19 protein-coding genes and 1 other RNA gene are annotated in these 24,593 nt (G+C 66.0%); 16 read left to right on the top strand and 4 right to left on the bottom strand.

Translation table 11 applies throughout. The annotated features are described in order from the left end of the window. Positions 1-22 precede the first annotated feature (22 nt). Positions 23-2,194, top strand: coding sequence for a RelA/SpoT family protein (locus AC1KVE_RS14335; RefSeq protein ID WP_024938122.1), 2,172 nt, complete (start codon positions 23-25; stop codon positions 2,192-2,194). 4 nt (positions 2,195-2,198) lie between these two features. Here AC1KVE_RS14335 and AC1KVE_RS14330 read toward each other — a convergent pair. Beyond that, positions 2,199-2,275: non-coding RNA, sX9 sRNA (locus AC1KVE_RS14330), on the bottom strand. 131 nt (positions 2,276-2,406) lie between these two features. Continuing rightward, a complete protein-coding gene (locus tag AC1KVE_RS14325; RefSeq protein ID WP_046344132.1) occupies positions 2,407-3,276 on the bottom strand; it encodes a LysR family transcriptional regulator in 870 nt (289 codons plus the stop codon). A 296-nt stretch (positions 3,277-3,572) separates the two neighbouring features. Here AC1KVE_RS14325 and kdgD point away from each other — a divergent pair, with 296 nt between their 5' ends. The 11 genes from kdgD to AC1KVE_RS14270 all read left to right on the top strand — a co-directional run bounded on the left by kdgD (position 3,573) and on the right by AC1KVE_RS14270 (position 17,941). Then, positions 3,573-4,490 carry a 5-dehydro-4-deoxyglucarate dehydratase gene (gene kdgD, locus AC1KVE_RS14320; protein WP_184456624.1) on the top strand — a complete coding sequence of 306 codons (918 nt, stop codon included), beginning with the start codon at positions 3,573-3,575 and terminating at the stop codon, positions 4,488-4,490. After that, complete coding sequence (locus AC1KVE_RS14315) at positions 4,490-6,070, top strand: aldehyde dehydrogenase (NADP(+)) (protein WP_184456626.1); 1,581 nt, start codon at positions 4,490-4,492, stop codon at positions 6,068-6,070. Before kdgD ends, AC1KVE_RS14315 begins: the two co-directional genes overlap by 1 nt. A gap of 116 nt (positions 6,071-6,186) precedes the next feature. Then, a complete protein-coding gene (locus AC1KVE_RS14310; protein ID WP_046344127.1) occupies positions 6,187-7,566 on the top strand; it encodes an MFS transporter in 1,380 nt (459 codons plus the stop codon). Positions 7,567-7,585: 19 nt separating this feature from the next. After that, positions 7,586-8,941: a glucarate dehydratase gene (gudD, locus tag AC1KVE_RS14305; RefSeq protein ID WP_081008578.1), complete on the top strand. Its 1,356-nt coding sequence runs from the start codon at positions 7,586-7,588 to the stop codon at positions 8,939-8,941. Positions 8,942-9,017: 76 nt separating this feature from the next. Then, the gene (locus tag AC1KVE_RS14300; RefSeq protein ID WP_481092402.1) at positions 9,018-10,289 is read left to right on the top strand and encodes an OprD family porin; all 1,272 of its coding nucleotides are present in this window, start codon (positions 9,018-9,020) and stop codon (positions 10,287-10,289) included. A gap of 35 nt (positions 10,290-10,324) precedes the next feature. Beyond that, complete coding sequence (gene garD, locus AC1KVE_RS14295; protein ID WP_435012278.1) at positions 10,325-11,866, top strand: galactarate dehydratase; 1,542 nt, start codon at positions 10,325-10,327, stop codon at positions 11,864-11,866. Positions 11,867-12,480: 614 nt separating this feature from the next. Beyond that, positions 12,481-12,861, top strand: a complete 381-nt coding sequence (locus AC1KVE_RS14290; RefSeq protein WP_024938123.1) for a RidA family protein — start codon at positions 12,481-12,483, stop codon at positions 12,859-12,861. A gap of 29 nt (positions 12,862-12,890) precedes the next feature. Next, positions 12,891-15,035 (top strand): ATP-dependent DNA helicase RecG, encoded by a 2,145-nt coding sequence (gene recG, locus AC1KVE_RS14285; RefSeq protein ID WP_481092401.1) that lies wholly within the window; start codon positions 12,891-12,893, stop codon positions 15,033-15,035. A gap of 135 nt (positions 15,036-15,170) precedes the next feature. Then, positions 15,171-16,109, top strand: coding sequence for a nucleoside hydrolase (locus tag AC1KVE_RS14280; RefSeq protein ID WP_481092400.1), 939 nt, complete (start codon positions 15,171-15,173; stop codon positions 16,107-16,109). A gap of 71 nt (positions 16,110-16,180) precedes the next feature. Beyond that, positions 16,181-16,423: a type B 50S ribosomal protein L31 gene (locus AC1KVE_RS14275; RefSeq protein ID WP_024938126.1), complete on the top strand. Its 243-nt coding sequence runs from the start codon at positions 16,181-16,183 to the stop codon at positions 16,421-16,423. Positions 16,424-16,651: 228 nt separating this feature from the next. After that, positions 16,652-17,941: a citrate synthase gene (locus tag AC1KVE_RS14270; RefSeq protein ID WP_024938127.1), complete on the top strand. Its 1,290-nt coding sequence runs from the start codon at positions 16,652-16,654 to the stop codon at positions 17,939-17,941. Positions 17,942-18,043: 102 nt separating this feature from the next. On the opposite strand, the gene AC1KVE_RS14265 is transcribed toward AC1KVE_RS14270, so the two are convergent. Together AC1KVE_RS14265 and AC1KVE_RS14260 are read right to left on the bottom strand one after the other, a co-directional pair. Further along, positions 18,044-18,694: a hypothetical protein gene (locus AC1KVE_RS14265; protein ID WP_039512385.1), complete on the bottom strand. Its 651-nt coding sequence runs from the start codon at positions 18,692-18,694 to the stop codon at positions 18,044-18,046. Between the two features lie 219 nt (positions 18,695-18,913). Beyond that, a complete protein-coding gene (locus AC1KVE_RS14260; protein WP_227023994.1) occupies positions 18,914-21,340 on the bottom strand; it encodes a penicillin-binding protein 1A in 2,427 nt (808 codons plus the stop codon). Positions 21,341-21,554: 214 nt separating this feature from the next. Between AC1KVE_RS14260 and AC1KVE_RS14255 the strand changes: the two genes are divergently transcribed. From AC1KVE_RS14255 to AC1KVE_RS14240, 4 genes are read left to right on the top strand one after another with little or no spacing between them, the layout of a single operon-like run. Continuing rightward, positions 21,555-22,613, top strand: a complete 1,059-nt coding sequence (locus AC1KVE_RS14255; RefSeq protein WP_039423791.1) for a pilus assembly protein PilM — start codon at positions 21,555-21,557, stop codon at positions 22,611-22,613. Then, positions 22,613-23,386, top strand: a complete 774-nt coding sequence (locus AC1KVE_RS14250; protein ID WP_024938131.1) for a PilN domain-containing protein — start codon at positions 22,613-22,615, stop codon at positions 23,384-23,386. Before AC1KVE_RS14255 ends, AC1KVE_RS14250 begins: the two co-directional genes overlap by 1 nt. Further along, complete coding sequence (locus AC1KVE_RS14245) at positions 23,383-24,048, top strand: type IV pilus inner membrane component PilO (protein WP_024938132.1); 666 nt, start codon at positions 23,383-23,385, stop codon at positions 24,046-24,048. Before AC1KVE_RS14250 ends, AC1KVE_RS14245 begins: the two co-directional genes overlap by 4 nt. Next, entirely contained in the window at positions 24,045-24,578 is a 534-nt protein-coding gene (locus AC1KVE_RS14240; protein WP_024938133.1) for a pilus assembly protein PilP, read from the top strand. Before AC1KVE_RS14245 ends, AC1KVE_RS14240 begins: the two co-directional genes overlap by 4 nt. Positions 24,579-24,593 lie beyond the last annotated feature (15 nt).

Raw genomic sequence — 24,593 nt, 5'->3', positions numbered from 1 at the left:
GCTGCTGGCATAGTCTTCCGGCATGAACCCAGGCCCCACTGCCCAGGCGACCGTCGTGACGTCTCCGTCTTCCGACCAGGCCATCCCCGACTACGTCCTGCACTTCGAACGCGCAGCCAGCTACCTTCCCAAGGAGCAGCTGCCGATCCTGCGCCGTGCCTGGGAAGTGGGCGCCAGCGCGCATGCCGGCCAGACCCGCAAGTCGGGCGAGCCGTACATCACCCATCCGGTCGCGGTGGCCGGCGTACTCGCCGAGCTCGGCCTGGACATGGAATCGCTGATCGCCGCGATCCTGCACGACACCATCGAAGACACCCCGCTGACCCGCGAAGAGCTGGCGTCGGAATTCGGTGAAGCGGTGGCCGAGCTGGTCGATGGCGTCACCAAGCTGGACAAGCTCAAGTTCCGCGACCGCCAGGAAGCGGCGGCGGAGAGCTTCCGCAAGATGCTGCTGGCGATGTCGCGCGACCTGCGCGTGATCATGATCAAGCTGGCCGACCGCCTGCACAACATGCGCACGCTGGGCGCGCAGAGCAGCGAGGCGCGCAGCCGCATCGCGCGCGAAACGCTGGAAATCTACGCGCCGATCGCCCAGCGCCTGGGCATGAGCCTGATCAAGTCCGAGCTGCAGAACCTGGGCTTCCGCGCGCTGTATCCGTGGCGTCATGCCATCATCGAAAAACATATCCGCAGCCAGCCGGTGGTGCGGCGCGAATCGATGGCGCAGGTGGAAGTGCAGCTGTCGCAGCGGCTGGCCAAGGAAGGGCTGGAGCACCGCCTGGTCAGCCGCATCAAGACGCCCTGGAGCATCTATTCCAAGATGCACGAAGAGAACAAGTCCTTCGACCAGGTGATGGATGTGTTCGGCTTCCGCCTGGTGGTGCGTTCGGTGGCCGATTGCTATCACGCGCTGGGCGCGGTGCATGCCACCTTCAAGCCGCTGGACGGGCGCTTCCGCGATTTCATCGCCATCCCCAAGGCCAACGGCTATCAGTCGCTGCACACCGTGTTGTTCGGCCCGTATGGCTCGCCGATCGAAGTGCAGATCCGCACCGAGGAGATGGACCTGATCGCCGAACGCGGGGTGGCCGCGCACTGGACCTACAAGGTCGGCTCGGCCTCGCCCAACAGCGCGCAGAGCCGCGCGCACGACTGGATCGTGGAGCTGATCGATTCGCAGCGCGCGGCGGGCTCGTCGCTGGAGTTCCTGGACAACGTCAAGGTCGACCTGTTCCCGGACGAGGTCTATCTGTTCACGCCCAAGGGCAAGATCCTGGCGCTGCCGCGCAACTCCACCGCGCTGGACTTCGCCTATGCGGTGCACACCGACGTAGGCAACCGCGCGGTCGCCTCGCGGGTGGACAAGAAGCTGGTGCCGCTACGCACCAAGCTGGTCAGCGGGCAGGCGGTGGAAATCATCACCGCGCGCTCGGCCACGCCCAAGCCGCAGTGGCTGGAGTTCGTGGTCAGCAGCAAGGCGCGTACCGCGATCCGCCACCAGCTCAAGCAGCTCGAACACGAAGACGCCGTGCAGCTCGGCCACCGCATGCTCGATCGCGCGCTGGAAGCGATGGACAGCTCGCTGGAGCGGCTGCCCAAGGGCCGCCTGGACGCCTTCCTCACCGAGCACCGCTATCCACGCCTGGAAGCCTTGCTGGCCGACGTGGCGCTGGGCAACTGGATGCCGACCCAGGCCGCGCAGGCGCTGATGGCCTACGCCGAATTGCGCGGTGGCGGCCACTCCAAGCATTCGCACGAAAAGATTCTGATCGACGGCAGCGAGCGTGGCGTGATCAGCTTCGCCAACTGTTGCCAGCCGATTCCCGGCGACGAAATCATGGGTTACCACACCGCCGGCAAGGGCATCGTGGTGCACCGTCTGGACTGCCCCAACCTGGCCGAGCTGCGCAAATCGCCCGAACGCTGGGTGCCGATCGACTGGGATTCCAGCGTCAGTGGCGACTACGACACCGCCTTGATCGTCGAGGTGGAAAACCGCACCGGCGTGCTGGCCCAGCTGGCTGCGGCGATTGCGCAGAGCCAGTCCAATATCGAGCGCGTGGATTACCTGGACCGCGATTTCAACGCGGCGGTGCTGCGCTTCAACATCCAGGTCCGCGACCGCCGCCATCTGGCCGAAGTGATGCGCCGGCTGCGGCGCCTGCACGTGGTGCAGAGCGTGGGGCGGCAGTAGAAGCGGCGAACAAATCGTAGCGAGCAGTCGTCAGGTGGCTGTCGGTGTCGCGCTCAAAGCCGGCGTGTACGCGTGGTCCATGCCGCACCGGGCACCGGTCGCACCCGCCCGGCGGGGCGCAGTCGTGTTGCCAGTTGCTTCGAATCCGGTCCCCGCGTTGGACATTGGCTGCGCTGCCGTGCGTCTGTGACAGCGCACGCGCCTTGCCCGGCTCAGGCGATCAAACGACCCAGCGCAGGGTTGTCGTTATCCTGTTTCCACACCAGGTGCAGCTCCACCGGCGTGGCAGGGGTTTCCTCGCGCAGCGGCAGGTACACGATGCCGGCGTAACGCAGGCCGCTGGCGCCTTCGGGCACCAGCGCCATGCCCATGCCGCCGCGTACCAGCGCCAGCACCGAATGAATCTGGCTGACGTATTGCACCGAGCGCGGCGCGATGCCGCGCGCACCGAACAATTGCGCCAGCAGATCGTAGAAATAACGCGCCTCGTCCGGTGCGTAATTGACCAGCGGCTGGCCGTGGAAATCCTGCAGGCGCAGGCTGTCGCGGTGCGCCAGCGGAGAGTCTTCCGGCAGCGCGGCGATCAGCGGTTCGCGTGCCACGCAGCGGCTGTGCAGGCCCTGGCGTTGGATCGGCGGGCGCAACAGGCCGATATCCAGCCGGCCTGCATCCAGTGCGTCCAGTTGCGCCAGGCTGACCATCTCCTTGAGTTGCAGATCCACATCCGGCGCTTGCCTGCGCCACCGCGCGATGGCCTCGGGCAGGAAGCGGTAACTGGCACCTGCGGTGAAACCCACCGACACGTTACCGGCATCGCCGGTGCCGATCCGGCGCGCGCGCAGGCCGGCGTTTTCGGCCATGCGCAGGATCGCGCGCGCTTCGGCAAGCAGGCTGCGCCCGGCCTGGGTCAGCCGCACATGCCGGCTGTTGCGCTCTAGCAGCGCGGTGCCGACGCTGTGCTCCAGCAACTGAATCTGCCGGCTGAGCGGCGGCTGGGTCATGTTCAGGCGCTCGGCCGCGCGACGGAAGTGCAGTTCGTCGGCGACGGCGACAAAGCAACGCAGTTGCTGCAGATCGAACATGGGGGACGGGCCTCGCATGGCAAAACAGGTGAATTGATGCTGCACCCGCAACATCCTTCCGCCGCCAGCGCCGATGAATAGGCGCTGCCACGCCAACGACCACGTTGGCGGGCGCAGCCGGCCATAATTACGCACTGTCGAAAAAGCGTTGCAAAGCAGCCATTTGCGGCGCACTACATCGATCGATGACGCGATTGATTCAACTTGTGTATCAAACAATACGTCCTTTGGTTTGGACCGGCAACGATCTGCGTTTCTAGGATCAACCGCATCCCCCGCCCAGGAGCGTTTGTCCGATGAGCAGCAGATACACCCCTTCCGAAATGGCCCAAGCACTTGGCGCCGGGCTGTTGTCGTTTCCGGTGACCCATTTCGATGCCGACCTGGCCTTTGACGAACCCGCCTACCGCAGCAATCTGGACTGGCTGTCCTCGCACCCGGCTGCGGGGCTGTTTGCCGCCGGCGGCACTGGTGAGCTGTTTTCGCTGACGCTGGATGAAGTGAATCGCGCCGTGCGAGCAGCGGTGACCCAGACCGCCGGCCGCATGCCGGTCATCGCACCGGCCGGTTACGGCACCGCGATCGCCATGGAGATGGCGCAGGCTGCCGAGCGCAATGCTGCCGACGGCATCCTGCTGTTTCCGCCGTACCTCACCGAGTGCGATGCCGATGGCGTGGCCGACCATGTCGAGCGCGTCTGCAAGGCGACAAGGCTGGGTGTGATCGTCTACGGCCGCGCCAACGCCAAGCTCGACGACGTGACGCTGGCGCGGGTGGCCGAGCGTTGCCCCAACCTGGTGGGCTACAAGGACGGCATCGGCGATGTGGATCGCATGACCCGCATCTACGCCCGCCTTGGCGACCGATTGCTCTACGTGGGCGGACTGCCCACCGCCGAAACCTTCGCGCTGCCGTATCTGGAAATGGGCGTGACCACGTATTCGTCGGCCATCTTCAATTTCCTGCCCGAGTGGGCGCTGGCGTTTTATGCAGCGGTGCGTGCGCGCGACCACGTCACCATCTACCGCGAGCTCAATGACTTCGTGTTGCCGTACACCGTGCTGCGCAATCGCCGCGCCGGTTATGCGGTGTCGATCGTCAAGGCCGGCATGCGCGCCGTCGGCCGCCCGGCCGGTCCGGTCCGCACGCCGCTGGCCGACCTCGACGAGGACGAATTCGCCCAGCTCAAGCAACTGATTGGAGGACGCCGCTGATGCACAGCATCACGGGCCAATCGCTGATCGGGCAGCGCGACGTGCGCGGCGCAGGGGAGGAATTTCATGCGCTGGATGCGGCCAGCGGTGCGGCATTGCAGCCGGCATTCGGCTCGGTGAGCGCACAGGATCTGGAACAGGCCTGTGCGTTGGCGCGGGCGGCGTTCGATCGTTACCGCGAAACGACGCTGGACGCGCGCGCAGTCTTCCTGGAAACCATCGCCGAGCAGATCCTGGCATTGGGCGATGCCTTGATCGAACGCGCCATGCACGAAAGCGGCCTGCCGCGCCCGCGCCTGGAAGGCGAGCGGGGGCGCACGGTGGGGCAGCTGCGCCTGTTCGCCAACGTGGTGCGCGAAGGAAGCTGGCTGCAGGCGCGGATCGACCCGGCGATGCCGCAACGCACGCCATTGCCGCGTGCGGATCTGCGGCAGCGGCATATCGCGCTGGGGCCGGTGGCGGTGTTCGGTGCCAGTAATTTCCCGCTGGCATTCTCGGTGGCCGGTGGCGATACCGCCTCGGCACTGGCGGCCGGCTGCCCGGTGGTGGTCAAGGCGCACAGCGCGCATCCGGGGACTTCGGAATTGGTGGGCCGTGCGATCCAGGCGGCGGTGGCGCAATGCGGCCTGCCCGAGGGCGTGTTCTCACTGCTGTTCGACGCCGGCATCGAGATCGGTGCACGACTGGTCGCCGACGCGCGCATCAAGGCGGTGGGTTTCACCGGCTCGCGGGCCGGCGGCATGGCGCTGGTCAAGATTGCCGCCGCACGCCGCGAGCCGATTCCGGTGTATGCGGAGATGAGCGCGATCAATCCGGTGTATCTGTTGCCGCAGGCGCTGCAGGCGCGCGCATCGGATCTGGGCAAAGCGTTCGTCGGCTCGCTGACCCTGGGCAGCGGGCAGTTCTGCACCAATCCCGGCTTGCTGCTGGCGATCGATTCGCCGGCGCTGGATGCATTTGTCGCATCCGCAACGCAAACGCTGCAGGCCGTGTCGCCGGCAGCGATGCTCACCGCAGGCATTGGCCAGGCCTACGCGCAAGGCGTGCAGCGTCTGGCCGCGCACCCGCAGGTCAGCACGCTGGCACGCGGCGCTGCGGCGGACGCCGGGCGCTGTCCGGCGGCGTTGTTCGGCACCGACGCCGATGCCTTCCTGGCCGATGAATCGCTGCAGGCCGAAGTCTTCGGCGCCTCGTCGCTGCTGGTGCGTTGCAGGGACATCGAACAGCTGCGTGCGCTGAGCGAGCACCTGGAAGGCCAGCTCACCGCCACCTTGCACATGGAGGTGGGCGATACCGAACTGGCCGCCGCATTGCTGCCGGTGCTGGAGCGCAAGGCCGGACGCATCCTGGTCAACGACTGGCCCACCGGTGTGGAGGTCTGCCACGCGATGGTGCACGGCGGCCCGTTCCCGGCCACCTCCGACAGCCGCAGCACCTCGGTCGGCACGCTGGCGATCGATCGCTTCCTGCGCCCGGTCTGCTACCAGGATCTGCCGGCTGCGCTGTTGCCTGCCGCCGTCGCGCACGACAACCCGCTCGGGCTATGGCGACGCGTCGATGGCGCGCTGGGACACGACTGACGGCTGCCGCAGCAACGATGCCTGAGGCGTGCCGGAGGAGGGTCCGGTACGCCATCCGCAGGCGCAACGTGGAGTACCGAAGCGCAGTGCGCTTCCATCGTCATAGGTGAGGAACGATGATGGCTATCGATTCAAAAACGGTCGGTTCAACGACGGTTCCGCGCAGGCGCTACCTGATCTTGCTGATGCTGTTCGTGGTCACCACGATCAACTATGCCGATCGCGCCACCTTGTCCATCGCCGGTTCCGCGGTCCAGGATGCGCTGGGCATCGACGCGCTGCAGATGGGCTTCATTTTTTCTGCGTTCGGTTGGGCATATGTGGCCGGGCAGATTCCCGGCGGCTGGTTGCTCGATCGCTTTGGCTCGCGGCGCGTGTACGGCCTGTCGCTGCTGATCTGGTCGCTGTTCACCGCCTTGCAGGGCTTTATCGACTGGGTGCCGGTGACCTGGGCGGTCACCACGCTGTTCGTGCTGCGCTTTCTGGTCGGCATCGCCGAAGCGCCGTCGTTCCCGGGCAATAGCCGCATCGTGGCGGCCTGGTTTCCCACTGCAGAGCGCGGTCTGGCTGCGTCGATCTTCAATTCCGCGCAGTACTTCGCCACGGTGGCGTTCGCGCCGTTGATGGGCTGGCTGGTGCATGCCTGGGGCTGGGAGCATGTGTTTCTGGTGATGGGCGCGGCTGGCGTGTTGCTGGCGCTGGTGTGGCGCAAGACCATCTATGCCCCGCGCGAACATCCGCGCCTGAGCGCGCAGGAACTGGACTACATCCAGCGCAACGGCGCGCTGGTGGACATGGAGCAGGGCAACAAGCCCGGCCGCCAGCCCAAGGGCACGCAATGGCATTACGCCAAGCAGTTGTTGTGCAACCGCATGTTGCTGGGCGTGTACATCGGCCAGTACTGCATCACCACGCTGACGTATTTCTTCCTGACCTGGTTTCCGGTGTATCTGGTCAAGGAGCGCGGCATGTCGATCCTGGAAGCGGGCTTTGTGGCCTCGTTGCCGGCGGTGTGCGGTTTCATCGGCGGCGTGCTGGGTGGCTATGTGTCCGACCGCATGGTGCGGCGGGGCTACTCGCTCACCGTCGCGCGCAAGACGCCGATCGTTGTCGGCATGTTGATGTCGGTGACGATGATCGGCTGCAACTATGTGCAGGCCGAATGGATGGTGGTCGGGCTGATGGCGCTGGCCTTCTTCGGCAAGGGCATCGGCGCGCTCGGCTGGGCGGTGGTGGCCGACACCTCGCCCAAGGAAATCGCCGGCCTGTCCGGTGGCCTGTTCAATACCTTCGGCAATATCGCCGGCATCACCACGCCGATCGTCATCGGCTACATCGTCTCCACCACCGGCACCTTCGAGTGGGCGCTGGTCTTCGTCGGGCTCAATGCCTTGCTGGCGGTGGTGTCCTATCTGGTGGTGGTGGGCGAAATCAAGCGCGTGGAACTCAAGGCGCCGCCCGGCGGCCCGTCCATGCCCGTGCCCGCAACGCTGTGACCGTCCTGGGAGACTTTCGATGACTATCCACACCGCACCTGCAAGCATCGGCGCCACGCCGCGCATCACCGACATCCGCGTGGTGCCCGTCGCCGGGCAGGACAGCATGCTGCTCAACCTCAGTGGCGCACACGCGCCGTACTTCACCCGCAATGTGCTGGTGCTGCGCGATTCGTCCGGACGCACCGGCGTGGGCGAAGTGCCTGGCGGCGCGGCCATCGCCGGCTTGCTGCAGGAAGCAGCGCCGCTCATTCGCGACCGCTCCATCGCCGAGTATCAGCGCATCCTCAATCAGGTGCGCACCGCCTTTGCCGACCGCGACAGCGCCGGCCGTGGCCTGCAGACCTTCGATCTGCGTATCACCATCCATGCGGTGACGGCCATCGAGTCGGCGTTGCTGGATCTGCTCGGGCAATTCCTCGACCAGCCTGTCGCTGCCTTGCTCGGTGAAGGCCAGCAACGCAGCGCCGTGGATGTGCTGGGCTATCTGTTTTTCATCGGCGACCGGCGGAAGACTGCGTTTGACTATCGCGACGGCAGCGGTGCCCGCGATGACTGGGAGGCTGTGCGGGACCAGGAGGCCTTGACGCCGGCATCGGTGGTGCGCCTGGCCGAAGCGGCCTACGAGAAATACGGCTTCCGCGATTTCAAGCTCAAGGGCGGCGTGCTGCGCGGCGAAGACGAAATCGACGCCATTGTCGCGTTGCACGCGCGGTTTCCGCAGGCGCGCATCACCCTCGATCCCAATGGCGCGTGGTCGCTGGATCAGGCCATCGCCCTGTGCCGCGGCATGCACGGCGTGATGGCCTACGCCGAAGATCCGTGCGGTGCGCAGGATGGGTATTCCGGGCGCGAGATCATGGCCGAATTCCGTCGCGCCACCGGCTTGCCGACCGCCACCAACATGATCGCCACCGACTGGCGGCAGATGGGCCACGCCATCCAGTTGCAGTCGGTGGATATCCCGCTGGCCGACCCGCATTTCTGGACGTTGCAGGGCTCGGTACGAGTGGCGCAACTGTGCCGCGACTGGGGCCTGACCTGGGGCTCGCATTCCAACAACCATTTCGATATTTCGCTGGCGATGTTCACCCATGTCGCAGCCGCGGCGCCTGGGCGGGTGACCGCGATCGATACGCACTGGATCTGGCAGGACGGCCAACGCCTGACCCACGACCCATTGCAGATCGTCGGTGGCCAGATCCAGGTGCCGGCAAAGCCGGGCCTGGGTGTGGAGCTGGACATGGACGCGCTGGAGGCGGCGCATCGCACCTATCAAAGCCTGAGCCTGGGCGCGCGCGACGATGCCGCCGCCATGCAGGCGCTGATCCCCAATTGGACCTTCGACAACAAGCGGCCCTGTCTGGTGCGCTGAAGCGCCCTCATGCCTGCTGCCGGAGCGCCGGCCGCAGCGCATGGCCGCCAGTTCACCGCAGGTGGAGAACCGAGTAATGAAAAGCATGATGGCAATCAGCGGCGCAGCGCTGCTGGCGGTCGGCGCGGCCGGGCGTGCGCGTGCGCAACACCCCGATGAGGGGTTCTGGAATGGCGCGACGGCCGAAGTCACCGCACTCAACTTCTACTACAACCGCGATTTCCGCAGCGGCGACGGGCAGGGCAAGCGTGCCGAGTGGGCGCAGGGGTTTGTGGTCGATGCCCGTAGCGGCTATACCCGCGGGTCGGTCGGCGCGGGCCTGGATCTGCTGGGTATCGGCGATTTCAAGCTCGATGGCGTGCGCGCCGAAGGCGGCACCGGCCTGCTGCCCAGCAACGACGACGGTACTGCGCAACATGCGCTGACGCGGGTGGCACCCACGCTCAAACTGCGCGCCTCGCAAACCGAAGTGAAGTGGGGCAGCTTCATTCCCAACGAGCCGCTGGTGCGCGCCAGCATCACCCGCATCATGCCGGAAACATTCCAGGGTGTGACGCTGGAATCCAAGGACGTGCCAAAGCTCGATCTGCTGCTCGCGCGCTTCACCAGCGCCTGGTATCGCGATGGCGATTCGCGCGTCCCCATCACCTTGACCAACAAGAATCGCCGTTTTCTGGGCACGCCGGATTCGGATGCGTTGAATCTGCTCTCGGCAACCTACAGCGTCGTGCCCGGCACGCAACTGCGCTATCAGGGCGCGGTGATGGAAGACATCTACCGGCAGCAGCTCTATAACCTGATCCAGACGCACACCTTCGGCAAGGACCAGCTGCGTGTGGATCTGCGGTATTTCCGTACCGATGACATCGCCCAGTCGCTGGCCGGGCCGATCGACAACCGCATGTTCAGCAGCATGCTGTCCTGGCGCACGGGCGGGCACGAATTCGGCGCCGGCTATCAACGCCTGTCCGGCCCCAGCGCCATGCCCTGGCCGGGCGGCACCGACGGCAATGTCTTCAACTGGACCTTCATCAACGACTTTCTCGAACGCGGCGAGCGCAGCTGGCAGCTGCGTTACAGCATCGATGGCAAGAGCATCGGCATCCCCGGTCTCAGCGTCATGGCGCGCTACATCAATGGCGACCATGCGCAGCCGGCCACCTATGCCGGCCAAGGCCGCGAGTGGGCCCGCGATGTCTTGACCACCTATCAATTCCAGAGCGAGCGCTTCAAGCACTTGAGCGTCATCTGGTTCAACGGCACCTTCCGCTCCAATTACCAGCGCAATGTCGATGAAAACCGCTTGATCCTGCAGTACCGCCGTCAGTTCGACAGCCCCGACCGGTAATGCACTCCACCCCACGCCTGCAAGGTAGCCCCACGATGTCCGCAACCCAGCAACCCACCCGTTGGCTCAGCATCCGCGCCCATGCGCGCGACAACGTCGCCATCGTCGTCAACGATGACGGCGCGCCGGCCGGCGCCACCTTTCCGGATGGGCTCACCGCCGTCGAACACATTCCGCAGGGCCACAAGATGGCGCTACGCGACCTGGCCGCCGGCGCGCCGGTGATCCGCCTGGGCGCGGTGATCGGCACCGCCAATGCCGACATTGCACGCGGGGCCTGGGTGAGCGAGCAATTGCTGGCGATGCCCGAAGCGCCCGATCTGGCCGCGCTGGATCTGTCGCTGCAGCCGGCACCCGCACCCGCGCCCTTGGATGGCTACACCTTCCAGGGGTATCGCAACCGGGATGGCAGTGTCGGCACGCGCAACATTCTGGGCATCATGACCAGCGTGCAGTGCGTGGTGGGCGTGCTCGGCCACGCGGTGGAGCGCATCCGCACCGAGCTGCTGCCCAAGTATCCCAATGTCGACGATGTGGTGGCGATCAATCACGTCTATGGTTGCGGCGTGGCAATCACCGCGCCGGAGGCCATCATCCCCATCCGCACGCTGCGCAATATCGCGCGCAGCCCCAACTTCGGCGGGCAGGCGCTGATCGTGGGCCTGGGCTGCGAGAAACTCGCGCCCGAGCGCCTGCTGCCGGACGATGCCAGCGCCGACGACAGCGGCGTCTACCGTCTGCAGGAAGCCAGCCTGGGCTTTGCCGACATGGTCGGTTCGATCATGGCCATGGCCGAAGAACGCCTGCGCCATCTGGACCTACGTCGGCGCGAAACCGTGCCGGCCAGCGAACTGGTGGTAGGCATGCAATGCGGCGGCAGCGATGCGTTTTCCGGCGTGACCGCCAACCCGGGCCTGGGCGTGGCGGCCGACCTGCTGGTACGCGCCGGTGCCACGGTGATGTTTTCGGAAAACACCGAAGTGCGCGATGGCATCCATCTGCTGGTGCCGCGCGCGGCCAATGCCGATGTCGCCAGGGCGCTGGTACGCGAAATGGCCTGGTACGACGCCTACCTGGCACGCGGCCAGGCCGACCGCAGTGCCAACACCACCCCGGGCAACAAGAAGGGCGGGCTGGCCAACATCGTGGAGAAGGCGATGGGCTCGATCGCCAAGTCCGGCTCCTCGGCGATCAACGGCGTGGTGCCGCCTGGCGAGCGGGTCAAGGGGCGCGGGCTGCAGTATTGCGCCACCCCGGCCAGCGATTTCGTCTGCGGCACCTTGCAGGTTGCGGCGGGCATGAACCTGCACGTATTCACCACCGGGCGCGGAACGCCCTACGGCCTGGGCATGGTGCCGGTGATCAAGGTGGCTACCCGCAGCGAATTGGCGCAGCGCTGGTCCGACCTGATGGACATCGATGCCGGCGGCGTGGCGACCGGCGACAAGACGCTGGAGCAATTGGGCTGGGAGTTGTTCCGGCGCTATCTGGACGTGGCCAGCGGCCAGCGCACCTGGACCGAGCACCACCGCCTGCACAACGATCTGGCCTTGTTCAATCCGGCGCCGATCACCTAGCCCTGCCGGTTTTCCGCAGTGGCGGGCCGCTGGGTGGCGCAGCGCTCAGGCCGACTGTTGCGCCGCCGCGCAGGAGGCGATGTTCCCGAGTCGGTAGCAATGATGCGGCGCTGCACGTCTCTCGGTGTCGTGACCGCCCCCGTGCGTCGTGACGACCCCGCGGCACAGGTCGCACCCCCGGAGCATCGCGCGCCGCAGCGCTGCCGCACCACAGTGCAACGCATTTGGCGTGGCTTCGCCCGGGCCTTCACCTAAGCCCTGTTTCGCAGGACAGTGGCCAGCGTTTCCAGCGGAAGAGGGGCTAGCGTCCAGCAAAAGAGGGGCTCGCCGTTCCCTTCTCCCTTCGGAAGAAGGTGCCCCGTCGGGGCGGATGAGGGGACGTGCGCAGCCTCGTGCTCCGTCGCGCGGCCTCCAGCGGCGCACGCGCACAGCCTCACCACGCCATCGCGCGCGCAGGCAGACACCAGCCCATTGCAAGATGCCCAGCCCACCGGGCAACACGCCGCTACGTCGGCGGCCAACGCCTGCGCACCGTCACCGCCCACGCCCCATTCGCCCGTCAACGGCAGGCGCCGATACAATGCGCGTTCGTTTTCAGTGTTGATGGAGTCGCCATGTCCCAGATCATCCATACCGACCAGGCGCCTGCCGCCATTGGCCCGTATTCCCAGGCCGTGCGTGCCGGCAACACGGTGTATTTCTCCGGGCAGATCCCGCTGGATCCGGCCACCGGCGAGATCGTGCCGGGCGATGTCGGCGTGCAGGCACGCCGCGCGTTCGACAACCTCAAGGCGGTGGCCGAAGCCGCCGGTGGCTCGCTCGACAAGATCGTGCGGCTGGGCCTGTACCTCACCGATCTCGGCCAGTTCGCCGCCGTCAACGCAGTGATGCAGGAGTATTTCCAGGCGCCGTTCCCGGCGCGTTCGACCATCGAGGTCTCCGGCCTGCCCAAGGGTGCCGGCTTCGAGGTCGACGCGGTGATGGTGCTCGACTGATCCAGCTCGTCTGACTCGAGCGCCCTGCCGTGCCGCGCGCAGCGACCGTCACCCCGCGCCTGGCCGTCGCAGGCCAGGCCTCGCTTGCCAGCCTGCCCGGCGTCGGCCCCAAGGTGGCCGAGAAGTTCGCTGCGCGCGGCATCTCGACGCTACAGGATCTGTGGCTGCATCTGCCGTTGCGCTACGAAGACCGCACGCGGCTGACCACGATCGCGCAGTTGCAGAGCGGCGTGCCGGCGCAGATCGAAGGGCGTGTGGATGCGGTGGAGCGCGGCTTCCGTTACCGGCCCGTGTTGCGGGTGGCGGTCTCGGACGAGTCGCACGGCAGCGTGGTGCTGCGCTTCTTCCATTTCCGCGCGGCGCAGGTCGCGCAGTTCGCACCGGGCACGCGGCTGCGGGTGTTCGGCACGCCCAAGCCGGGACAGAACGGCTGGGAAATCGTGCACCCCAGTTACCGCGTGCTGGCACCGGGCGAGGATGCCGGGCTGGGCGACAGCCTGGATCCGGTCTATCCGGTGCTGGAAGGCGTGGGCCCGGCCACGTTGCGCAAACTCATCGGCCAGGCGCTGGAGCGCTTGCCGGCCGAGGCCGCGCTGGAACTGCTGCCGCCGCATTGGCTGCAGGACGAACAACTACCGTCGCTGCGCAGTGCGCTGCTGACCATGCATCGCCCGCCGGTGAACACCGACCCGCAGCAGCTGCTCGCAGGCGGGCATCCGGCCCAGCAGCGTTTAGCGATCGAAGAACTGCTGGCGCATCAGCTCAGCCTGCGTCGCCAGCGCATCGCCTTGCAGCGCTTCCGCGCACCGCTGCTGCCTGGCAACGGCACCCTGGTGCGGCAACTGCGCGCGGCGTTGCCGTTCCAGCTTACCGGTGCGCAGCAGCGCGTGTTCGCGCAGATTGCCCGCGATCTGGCAAAACCGTCGCCGATGCTTAGGCTGGTGCAGGGCGATGTCGGCAGCGGCAAGACCGTGGTCGCCGCATTGGCGGCGATGCTGGCGGTGGAGCAGGGCAAGCAGGTCGCACTGGCCGCGCCGACCGAGCTGCTGGCCGAGCAGCACCTGACCAATCTGCGTGGCTGGTTGGAACCGCTGGGCGTGCGCATCGTCTGGCTGGCCGGCAAGGTCACCGGCAAGGCGCGCGCCGCGGCGATGGCCGAGGTGGCCTCCGGCCAGGCGCAGGTGGTGGTCGGCACCCACGCCCTGATGCAGGACGCGGTGGTCTTCCACGACCTGGCGCTGGCCATCATCGACGAGCAGCACCGTTTCGGCGTGCATCAGCGCCTGGCCTTGCGCGACAAGGGTGCGGCCGCCGGCAGCGTGCCGCATCAGTTGGTGATGACCGCCACGCCGATCCCGCGCACCCTGGCGATGTCCACCTATGCGGATCTGGATGTCTCGGCCATCGACGAGCTGCCGCCCGGGCGCACGCCGGTGCAGACCATCGTGCTCAGTGCCGAGCGTCGGCCGGACCTGGTCGAGCGCATCCGCGCCGCCTGCGCCGAAGGGCGTCAGGCGTACTGGGTCTGCACCTTGATCGAAGAAAGCGAAGAGCCCGGCAAGGGCGCGCCCAGTGGCCCGCCGAGGATCGAGGCCCAGGCGGCGGAGGCCACCTTCGAAGCGCTGTCCGCGCAATTGCCCGGCGTGCGCGTGGCGCTGGTGCACGGGCGCATGAAAGCGGCGGAAAAACAGAAGGCGATGCTGGATTTCAAGCAGGGCCTTACCGATCTGCTGGTCGCCACCACGGTGATCGAGGTCGGCGTGGACGTGCCCAATGCCTCGCTGATGATCATCGAGAATGCCGAGCGCCTGGGTCTGGCGCAGTTGCATCAGTTGCGCGGCCGGGTCGGTCGCGGCGCGGCCGCGTCCAGCTGCGTGCTGCTGTACCAGGCCCCGTTGTCGATGATGGCGCGGCAACGCCTGGAAACCATGCGCCAGACCAACGACGGCTTCGTGATCGCAGAAAAGGATCTGGAGCTGCGTGGTCCCGGCGAATTGCTGGGCACGCGGCAGACCGGCCTGGCCACTTTCCGCATCGCCGATCTCACCCGCGATGCCGGGCTGCTGCCGCGCGTGCAGGTGCTCGCCGAACGGCTGCTGGCCGAAGCGCCGGACATTGCGGACCGCGTGGTCGCGCGCTGGATCGGCAGCGCGGTGCGTTATGCCGCTGCTTGAGTGGCGGGGATTGGGGGTTGGGGATTCGGGATTGGGGATTGGTCAGAGCTGGCTGCTGCGGCCTTTAGGTTCGCGTGACCGGCCGATCCTTGCGAAGATGCGGCAACGAATCCCGAATGACCAATCTCCGATCCCATGACCAAAAAGATACCGCTGCTGATCGACACCGACCCGGGCGTGGACGACGCGCTGGCCTTGCTGATGGCCTTCAACGACACCCGGCATGAGGTCGTTGGGCTGACCATCGCCGCCGGCAACGTGGGCCTGGAGCACACCGTGCGCAACGCCTTGAAGGTCTGCGAGATTGCCGGACGCGACGATGTGCCGGTCTATGCGGGCTGCCCGCAGCCGTTGCTGCATCCCTCGGTGGACGCGGCGCATGTGCATGGCGTCGACGGCTTTGGCGATGTCGGCCTGGCGCCGGCCAAGCGCACTGCCGAGACCGAGCACGCCGCGCTGGCCATCCTGCGCCTGTCGCACGAGTACGCCGGCGAGCTGCTGCTGGTCGCGCTCGGTCCGTTGACCAATCTGGCCCTGGCCCTGACGCTGGATCCGACCCTGCCGCAGCGCGTGGCGCGGCTGGTGGTAATGGGCGGGGCGCTGACCGGGCACGGCAACATCACCGCCGCGGCCGAATTCAATATCGGCTTCGACCCGGAAGCGGCACATATCGTATTCCGCGGTTTTCCGCAGTTCGACGTGGCCGACTGGGAAGCCACCATCGCGCACGGGCTGCTGCATCGCGATGTCGAGCAATGGCTGGCGGCAGACTCCGCGCAGGCACGGTTCTACGAAGAGATTTCGCGCAAGACCCGGCTGTGGTCCGAAGACAGCCGGGGCGAGCACTGGTACGCCGCCGACGCGCTGGCGATGGCGTTCGCGCTGCATCCGGAGGGCGCGCAGCGGCTGGAGCGGCGGCCGGTGCATATCGAGCTGACCGGTACGCACACCCGCGGCATGACCCTGGTGGACTGGGAGCGCCGGGATGGCAACCCCGACAATGCCAACCTGCTGCTGGACTACGATCGCCCGCAATTCTTCGGCCTGGTCGCGGCGGCGCTGGCGGCGGGCTAGGGCGATCTTGCGCCGGGCGTCTGGAGGCCGCTATAATGCCCGGCTTATCCAGGCAGCCCGGCGCCAAGTCCATGAAAGATAACGTTCATCCCAGCTACAACGACGTCGTCTTCCACGACGTGACGTCCGATTTCAAGATTCTGACCCGTTCCACCATGAGCTCGAAAGAGACCGTGAAGTGGGAAGACGGCCAGGAATACCCGCTGATCAAGGTGGATATCTCCTCGGCCTCGCACCCGTTCTATACCGGCAAGCACAAGGTGATCGACACCGGCGGCCGGATCGACAAGTTCCAGAAGCGCTACGCGCGCTGAGCTTGCAGGACGGGCTGTACCGGCAGCGGCCGCGCATTGCGCGGCCGTTGTTTTTTGGGCGGCGGCAACTTCGTTTTCACGCCGTCGACGGGGCGTCTACGACTTCTGTCCAAGCGACGGCCAAAATGTTGCTGTGCGATAATGACGTGATCCGGGGCGATGCCCTGGACTTCCATCACGTGCCTGCCCATTTGGTGACAGGCGCCTTCCACTGAAGGAGCGTACACAGTGTCCGATCTTGATCAGGTCACGCTCAACGCCGGCGACAAGTCGGTCGTTCTGCCGGTTCTCAAGCCCACGCTTGGCAATGATTGCGTCGATATTTCAAAGCTGACCAAAGAAACCGGTCTGTTCACCTACGACTCGGGCTTTACCGCCACCGCCAGCTGCAAGTCGGCCATCACCTACATCGATGGCGACAACGGCGTGCTGCTGTATCGCGGCTACCCGATCGAACAGTTGGCCGAGAAGTCCAGCTTCCTCGAAGTCTCGTACCTGCTGATGAACGGCGAGCTGCCGACCGCGGACGAATTCAAGAAGTTCGACCACGAAGTCACGCATCACACGATGATGCACGAGTCGCTGAAGAACTTCCTCGGTGGCTTCCGGCATGACGCCCACCCCATGGCCATGCTGGCCGGTTCGGTCGCTTCGCTGTCGGCGTTCTACCACGACACCCTGGACCTCAACGATCCGGAGCAGCGCCGCCAGGCCGCCATCCGTCTGATCGCCAAGGTGCCGACCCTGGCTGCTGCTGCGTACCGCTATTCGATCGGCTGGCCGATCCGCTACCCGCGCAACAACCTCAACTACGTCGACCGCTTCCTGCACATGATGTTCGAAGTGCCGAGCGAGCCGCTGGAGATCAATCCGGTGGTGGCCAAGGCGCTGGATCTGCTGTTCATCCTGCATGCCGATCATGAGCAGAACGCCTCGACCTCGACCGTGCGTCTGGTCGGTTCGACCGGTGCCAACCCGTATGCCTCGGTCGCAGCGGGCATCACCGCGCTGTGGGGCCCGGCACACGGTGGCGCCAACGAAGCCGTGCTGAAGATGCTGGAAGAGATCGGCACCGCCGACAACGTCGAGTCCGCCGTGGCCAAGGCCAAGGACAAGAACTCCTCGTTCCGTCTGATGGGCTTCGGTCACCGCGTCTACAAGAACTTCGACCCGCGCGCCAAGATCATCCGCGAGATGACCCACAAGGTGCTGGGCGAACTGGGCGTCAACGATCCGCTGCTGGAAGTGGCGCTGAAGCTGGAAGAAGCCGCGCTGAAGGACGACTACTTCGTGCAGCGCAAGCTGTACCCGAACGTCGACTTCTACTCGGGCCTGATCTACAAGGCACTGAACATCCCGGTGGAAATGTTCACCGTGATGTTTGCCATCGCACGCACCGCCGGCTGGGTGTCGCATTGGCTGGAGCAGCAGGTCGACCCGGAAATGAAGATCGGCCGTCCGCGCCAGATCTACACCGGCTACGACAAGCGCGACTACACCGACGCCGGCCAGCGCTAAGCGCCTGCGGTTGTCTGCTTGAACGAACGCCCCGCATTGCGGGGCGTTTGCTTTTGCGGGTTGGCGTTGTGGTCAGTGGTCACGCGTCATGGCGCGCTGCGCTCAGCGCGTGCGCGGCAGGGCGTGGCCACCATCCTCTTCTGCCAACAACTGACGCAACTGGGCGGCCGAGGCGCGCTGCATCGGTTTTTCGTCCAGCTGCGACAGCGGTGCCTGGCGCAAGGCATCGTACGGCAGCACGGTCAGGTCGAAGGTCAGTTCCTCGGCACTGAACAGCCACACCGGAAACTCGGCCGTGCGCTCGCGGTCCAGGCGCAGCCGGCGCGTACGCGATTCGGCCGGAATGCGGTGTTCTTCCAGGAAGCGCTGCACGGCGTCGGCATCGTCGCTGTGCAACTGCAGCTGCACCGGCGCATTCGCGTCGGCCGTGCCATCGAGCACCGGGCCGGCCAGGCGCGGCTGGAACGGGCTAAGAAACTCCAGCGCGCGCAATGCGGCCTCGCGGCGTTGGCGCAGCCGCAGCCCGTGCGCAGGCCCGGCAAACAGGCGCTGGTGCTCGCGCAACGCATCTTCGATCTCGCGGTTGCGCGGCAGCGATGCGTCGTCGTGGATGCCCAGCCGGCTGGCCGCCTTGAGCTTGGCCTGATGAAAATCACGGATGCCACCCTCGGCCATCAGCCGGGCCGCTTCGTGCGCCAGGCGATGGCGACGTTCTCGGGTTCGCGTATCGGCGTGTTCGCGCGCGTGATGCATGACCGGGCTCCCCTAATGAACCTGGTTCGACTCTACAACAGCGGCATGAAGAGGTGGCGAATGCCCCGTGTTCCCTGCAAGGGCAATCACGCAACGGTGATTACCCGTTGCCTTCTACTGAACTGAAGGCAGTCGATTCCGCGGACCCGATCGGGGAATCGAGCGGACGAAGCCGTTCCGATTCCCCAATCCCGAATCCCGATTCCCCAATCCCGGCCCTCAAAAGATATCGAAGGCCTTCTCGTCCTGCTGTTCCTGCAGGCCGTAGTCGTAGTCCTGCAGGCGATCCAGGTCCTCGTTCTTCACCCATTCCACCGCACCATTGATGGTGGCCTGGGTCATGCCGTCGGGCGGATCGTTGGCGGCGATCGGCTTGTCCTTCAGCGCCACGCGCATGTAGTCGATCCAGATCGGCAGTGCCGCCTTGCCGCCGTACTCGCGATAACCGAGCGAACGGAAGTCGTCGCGACCCACCCACACCGTGGTGGCGTAGGGGCCGCCGAAGCCGGAGAACCAGGCGTCGCGGTGATCGTTGGTCGAGCCGGTCTTGCCGCCGACGTCCTCGCGCCCCAGCACCTTGGCCGCGGTGCCGGTGCCGCGCTGGACCACGTCGCGCATCATCGAGACCAGCTGGTAGGCGGTACGCTCGTCGATGGCGCGCGGCGCGATCTTGGTTTCGGCAGTGGCTGCCGGGGCGGTCTCCGCCGGCGTAGCCGGCGTCGCCGTGGTCGGTTCGATCGATTTGGGCAGGGCGGGGGCGCCGAAGTTGAAGCCGTCCACCACCTGACTCACCGGCGCGACATTGCCGCCCTGCAAGGCGCAGGTACGGCAGGCCACCGCCGGCACTTCCTTGAAGACCACATTGCCGTCGCGGTCCTTGACCTCGTCCACGATCCAGGTCTCCACCCGCGAGCCGCCATTGGCGAACACCGCATAGCCACGCGCAACCGACAACGGCGTCAGTGAGGCCGTGCCCAGCGACATCGACAGGTTGGGCGGCAGCTCGGCTTCCTGGAAGCCGAACTGGCTGATGTACTTGCGCGCAAAATCGACGCTGATCGCGTCCAGCAAGCGGACCGAGACCAGGTTGCGCGATTGCACCAGTGCCTCGCGCAAGCGCATCGGGCCGCGGAAGCCGCCGCCGTCGTTCTGCGGCGACCAGGTCTTGCCGCGGCGGTCGCGGAACACCACCGGCGCATCGAGCACGATCGAGGCCGGGTTGAAGCCTTTCTCGAACGCGGCCGCATACACGAACGGCTTGAAGCTGGAGCCCGGCTGGCGGCGCGCCTGGGTGGCGCGGTTGAACTTGTTGCCGGCGAAGCTGAAACCGCCGACCAGCGCGCGCAGCGCGCCGCTGTTGGCATCCAGCGACACCAGCGCGGCCTGGCCGCGCGGCAACTGGTCGATGATCCACTCGCCATCCTTCTCGCCGGCGCGGATGCGGGTCAGGTCGCCGCGCGTCAGCAGCTTGGCCGGCGTCTTGTTGGTCCAGCGACTGGCGCTGGCCGGCAAGGTGAGCTCGGTCTTGTCGCTCTGCACGACGGTCACGCCGCCGTCGGCATTGGTGCGTGCCACGATCACCGCGCGCAGGCCGCCCTGGGTGAACACGCCCGACAGATGCTTGGCCAGTGCCGTGGCATCCGCATCGGCGGCGACATCGAAATGCTGCTCCACCCCATGCCAGCCATGCCGGTGGTCGTACAGGCGCAGGCCTTCGGCAACCGCCGCATCGGCGCCGGTCTGCAGCGTGGCATCGATGGTGGTGGTGACGTGGTAACCCTTGTTGAGCACATCGCCGCCGTACTTGGCGATCATTTCCTGGCGCACCAGCTCGGCCACGTACGGGGCGTAAACCTCGACCGGCGGCTCGTGCGGCTTGGCGTGCATCGGCACCGCCTTGGCGGCGTCGGCTTCGGCCTGGCTGACAAAGCCCAGGTCGGCCATGCGTTGCAGCACGTAGTAATCGCGGCGCTCCTGCGCGCGTTCCGGATTGCTGATCGGGTTGCCGCTGGACGGGAACTTGGGGATGCCGGCCAGCGAGGCCATCTCGTCCAGGCTCAACTCGCTCATCTTCTTGCCGTAGTAGTACTCGGCGGCAGCACCGACGCCATAGGCGCGATTGCCGAAGAAGCTCTTGTTGAGATACAGCTCGAAGATCTCATCCTTGCTCAGCTCACTCTCGATCTTGCGCGCCAGCAGGATCTCGGCGAGTTTGCGGGTGTAGCTGTATTCGGAACTGAGGAAGAACTGCCGTGCCACCTGCTGGGTGATGGTCGAACCACCCGGCACGCGCTTGGCATCGGTGCTGGCCAGCAGCCACACCGCACGGGCGATGCCCTTGTAGTCCACGCCGCCGTGTTCGTAGAAGCGCGCATCCTCCGTCGCCAGGAAGGCCTGCTTCAGGCGCAGCGGCACGTCCTTCATCTGGATGGGGTAGCGCCGGGTCTCGCCATAGACGGCCATCAGGCGGCCGTCGCTGGAATAGACGTACATCGGCTCCTGCAGCTCGACCTGCTTGAGCGACTGCACGTCCGGCAACTTGGAGGAAATGGCGTAATACAGGCCGCCGGCAGCAATAGCGCCAAGCAGGGCGAGCACCACGAACGCGGCCAGGATCCAGCCCAGCCAACGGCGAATACGGGGCATGTAAGAGAGATTCCGATTGCAGATTTCTTGGTCACAGAGTATAGATGACGCCGGGTTTGGCTGGGGCCGAACTCTGGGGATCGCAGGAAACAGCACTGGGGTCACGTCGCGGGGCCATTGCCATGCGCGTGAAGGGCTTGTCACCTGTTAAAATTTAATTATTAATACGAGGGCGCAGACAAGCGTCCAAGTGCCCATCGGCAGGGGAGTTTCCGTGGGGCTTCTACCCAAGAGTCAATCGCCACTGATTGGTGTCGATATCAGTTCCACTGCGGTCAAGCTCTTGCAGCTGTCGCGCAGCGGGAACCGTTTCCGCGTGGAGCATTACGCGGTGGAACCGTTGCCGCCGAATGCGGTCGTGGAAAAGAACATCGTCGAGGTCGAGGCGGTCGGCGAAGCGATTCGTCGCGCCATCAACCGTTCCGGCAGCAAGGCCAAGAACGCCGCAGCCGCGGTGGCCGGGTCGGCGGTGATCACCAAGCTGATCCCGATGCCGGCCGATCTGGACGACAGCGATCTGGAAGCCCAGGTCGAACTGGAAGCCACCAATTACATTCCGTACCCGATCGAGGAAGTCAATCTCGACTTCGAGGTGCTCGGCCCGATGCCCAACAGCCCGGACATGGTCCAGGTGCTGCTGGCCGCCTCGCGTTCGGAGAATGTGGAACTGCGCCAGTCCGCGCTGGAACTCGGTGGCCTGACCGCCAAGGTCATGGACGTGGAGGCCTTCGCGGTCGAGAACGCCTTCGCCCTGGTCGCCAGCGAGTTGCCGGTGGCCGCCGATGCGGTGGTTGCGCTGGTGGACATCGGCGCGACCATGACCACGCTGAGCGTGTTGCGCTCAGGTCGCAGCCTGTATAGCCGCGAGCAGGTCTTCGGCGGCAAGCAGCTCACCGACGAGGTGATGCGCCGTTACGGGTTGACCTACGAAGAGGCCGGCCTGGCCAAGCGTCAGGGCGGCTTGCCGGAGAGCTACGAGGTCGAAGTGCTGGAGCCGTTCAAGGAGGCGACGGTGCAGCAGATCAGCCGCTTGCTGCAGTTCTTCTACGCGGGCAGCGAATTCAATCGCGTCGACTGCATCGTGTTGGCCGGCGGCTGCGCTGCGCTGTCGCGCCTGCCGGAAATGGTGGAAGAGCAGCTCGGCGTGACCACCGTGGTCGCCAACCCGCTCGCGCAAATGACGCTGGGCCCGAAGGTCCAGGCCCACGCGCTGGCGCTGGATGCGCCTGCATTGATGATCGCCACCGGCCTGGCCCTGAGGAGCTTTGACTGATGGCAAGAATCAATCTTTTGCCCTGGCGCGCCGAGCGCCGGAAGGCGCGCGAGCGTGAGTTCTATTCGATGCTGGGCTTCGCCGCGTTGGGCGGCGTGCTGTTGTCGGTCCTGATCTGGTTCTACTACGACGCGCAGATCAGCGGCCAGACCGAGCGCAATGCGTTCCTGACCGCCGAGATCGACAAGGTCAAGGCGCAGAACGAAGAGATCAAGGAGCTCGACAAGAAGAAGGACCGCCTGCTCGCCCGCAAGAAGGTGATCGAGGAACTGCAGGCAAATCGCTCGCAGATGGTGCATCTGTTCGATTCGCTGGTGCGCACCATCCCCGATGGCGTGGCCTTGACCAACATCAAGCAGGACGGCGACATCCTGACCCTGGAAGGGCGTTCGCAGTCCAACGCGCGCGTCAGTACCTACATGCGCAACCTGGAAGGCTCGGGCTGGATGACCAATCCGGACCTGTCGATCATCGAGGCCAAGAGCCAGGACAAGGCCGGGCAGCCCGCGGGACCGTCGATGGACACCAAGACGCTGCCGTACGTGTTCACGCTCAAGGTCAAGCTGGCCAATCCGAACGAGGCCGACAAGAACGGCACCGCACCGGTCGATGCGCAAGCGCCGGGTGCAACGCCAGCCGGTACGGCCCCTGCGGGCGCGCCAGCGGCGGCACCTGCAGCACCTGCGCCTGCCACGTCGCCGGCCGCTGCTCCTGCACCCGTGCAGCCAGCGCCGGCGTCCGCCAATCGGCCGCAGGAGGGGGCGGCGTCATGAGTAAGAAAGCATTCAAGCTCAGCGATCTGGATTTCAACAACATCGGCGGCTGGCCGCAGCAGGCACGCATCGTGTTCTGCGTGGTGGTCGGCCTGTTCATCATGGTGCTGGCCTGGTTCCTGTTGATCAGCGGCAAGCGCGATGAACTCGAAGGCCTGGAAGGCACCGAAACGCAGCTGCGCACCGAGTTCGAGACCCAGCAGGGTCGCGCGGTGAATCTGGAGCCGCTCAAGCAGCAGCTCGCGCAGATGGAACAGGTGCTGCAGCAGATGCTGCGGCAGCTGCCCAGCAAGACCGAAATGCCGGATCTGATCATCGACATCTCGCAGACCGCGCTGTCCAGCGGCCTGTCCAACGAGTTGTTCCAGCCGGGCCCAGAATCGCCGAAGGAGTTCTACGCCGAAAAGCCGATCGCCTTGCGCATGGTGGGCAGTTATCACCAGTTCGGTGCCTTCGTCAGCGGTGTGGCTTCGTTGCCGCGCGTGGTGATCCTGACCATGCACGACATCAACCTCAAGCCGAGGGACCCCAAGGCCGGCATCACCCCGCGCGGGGCGCTGGAACTGTCCGGCACGGTCAAGACCTATCGTTATCTTGACGATGAGGAAATGGCAGAGCAGGAGAAGGCCGCGGCCGACGCTGCGAAGAAGGGCGGCCAATGACCATGAAACTGCTCAAGATCCTGTCCTGCGTGGCGCTAATTGCTGTATTGCCGGCGTGTACGCGCGGGGTGACCAGCACACCGGGCGATGCGCCGAACCTGGAAGCCTGGGTCGCCGAAGTGCGCGCACGGCCGGCGCCGCCGTTGGAGCCATTGCCGGTGATGCAGCAGTTCGAGACGTTCGAATATGCGGCGCAGTCGATGCGCGACCCGTTTAGCGACGCCTGGGTCAGCGCCGAAGGCGGCAACGGCACGCGTCCGGATCCGAACCGGCGCAAGGAGCCGCTGGAGGCCTATCCGCTCGACGCCCTCGACATGGTGGGGACCATTGGCGGTGGCTCGGGCCTGGTTGCGCTGGTCATGGCACCCGACAAGGTGACCTACCGGGTGCGGCCGGGCGTGTATCTGGGACAGAGCGATGGCCGGGTCACCGGGGTCTACGAAGACCGCATCGAGCTGATTGAACTTGTGCCGGACGGTGCGGGCGGATGGCTTGAACGGCCGGCCGCGCTCGCATTGGATGATCAATAAAGTGATAGGGGATAG

The sequence above is a fragment of the Xanthomonas sp. NCPPB 2864 genome, from assembly GCF_056675615.1.
The sequence above is the reverse complement of the archived record's forward strand: the minus strand, read 5'-3'. Positions and strand labels throughout refer to the sequence as shown.

Bases quoted from the DNA above. Each gene is read 5' to 3' on its own strand.
- AC1KVE_RS14335 (WP_024938122.1), top strand. From the start codon at position 23: ATGAACCCAGGCCCCACTGCCCAGGCGACCGTCGTGACGTCTCCGTCT.
- kdgD (WP_184456624.1), top strand. From the start codon at position 3,573: ATGAGCAGCAGATACACCCCTTCCGAAATGGCCCAAGCACTTGGCGCC.
- AC1KVE_RS14245 (WP_024938132.1), top strand. From the start codon at position 23,383: ATGAGTAAGAAAGCATTCAAGCTCAGCGATCTGGATTTCAACAACATC.
- gudD (WP_081008578.1), top strand. From the start codon at position 7,586: ATGACTATCCACACCGCACCTGCAAGCATCGGCGCCACGCCGCGCATC.
- AC1KVE_RS14275 (WP_024938126.1), top strand. From the start codon at position 16,181: ATGAAAGATAACGTTCATCCCAGCTACAACGACGTCGTCTTCCACGAC.
- AC1KVE_RS14315 (WP_184456626.1), top strand. From the start codon at position 4,490: ATGCACAGCATCACGGGCCAATCGCTGATCGGGCAGCGCGACGTGCGC.
- AC1KVE_RS14310 (WP_046344127.1), top strand. From the start codon at position 6,187: ATGATGGCTATCGATTCAAAAACGGTCGGTTCAACGACGGTTCCGCGC.
- AC1KVE_RS14300 (WP_481092402.1), top strand. From the start codon at position 9,018: ATGAAAAGCATGATGGCAATCAGCGGCGCAGCGCTGCTGGCGGTCGGC.
- AC1KVE_RS14265 (WP_039512385.1), bottom strand. From the start codon at position 18,694: ATGCATCACGCGCGCGAACACGCCGATACGCGAACCCGAGAACGTCGC.
- AC1KVE_RS14280 (WP_481092400.1), top strand. From the start codon at position 15,171: ATGACCAAAAAGATACCGCTGCTGATCGACACCGACCCGGGCGTGGAC.
- AC1KVE_RS14260 (WP_227023994.1), bottom strand. From the start codon at position 21,340: ATGCCCCGTATTCGCCGTTGGCTGGGCTGGATCCTGGCCGCGTTCGTG.
- AC1KVE_RS14325 (WP_046344132.1), bottom strand. From the start codon at position 3,276: ATGTTCGATCTGCAGCAACTGCGTTGCTTTGTCGCCGTCGCCGACGAA.
- garD (WP_435012278.1), top strand. From the start codon at position 10,325: ATGTCCGCAACCCAGCAACCCACCCGTTGGCTCAGCATCCGCGCCCAT.
- AC1KVE_RS14290 (WP_024938123.1), top strand. From the start codon at position 12,481: ATGTCCCAGATCATCCATACCGACCAGGCGCCTGCCGCCATTGGCCCG.
- AC1KVE_RS14250 (WP_024938131.1), top strand. From the start codon at position 22,613: ATGGCAAGAATCAATCTTTTGCCCTGGCGCGCCGAGCGCCGGAAGGCG.
- AC1KVE_RS14240 (WP_024938133.1), top strand. From the start codon at position 24,045: ATGACCATGAAACTGCTCAAGATCCTGTCCTGCGTGGCGCTAATTGCT.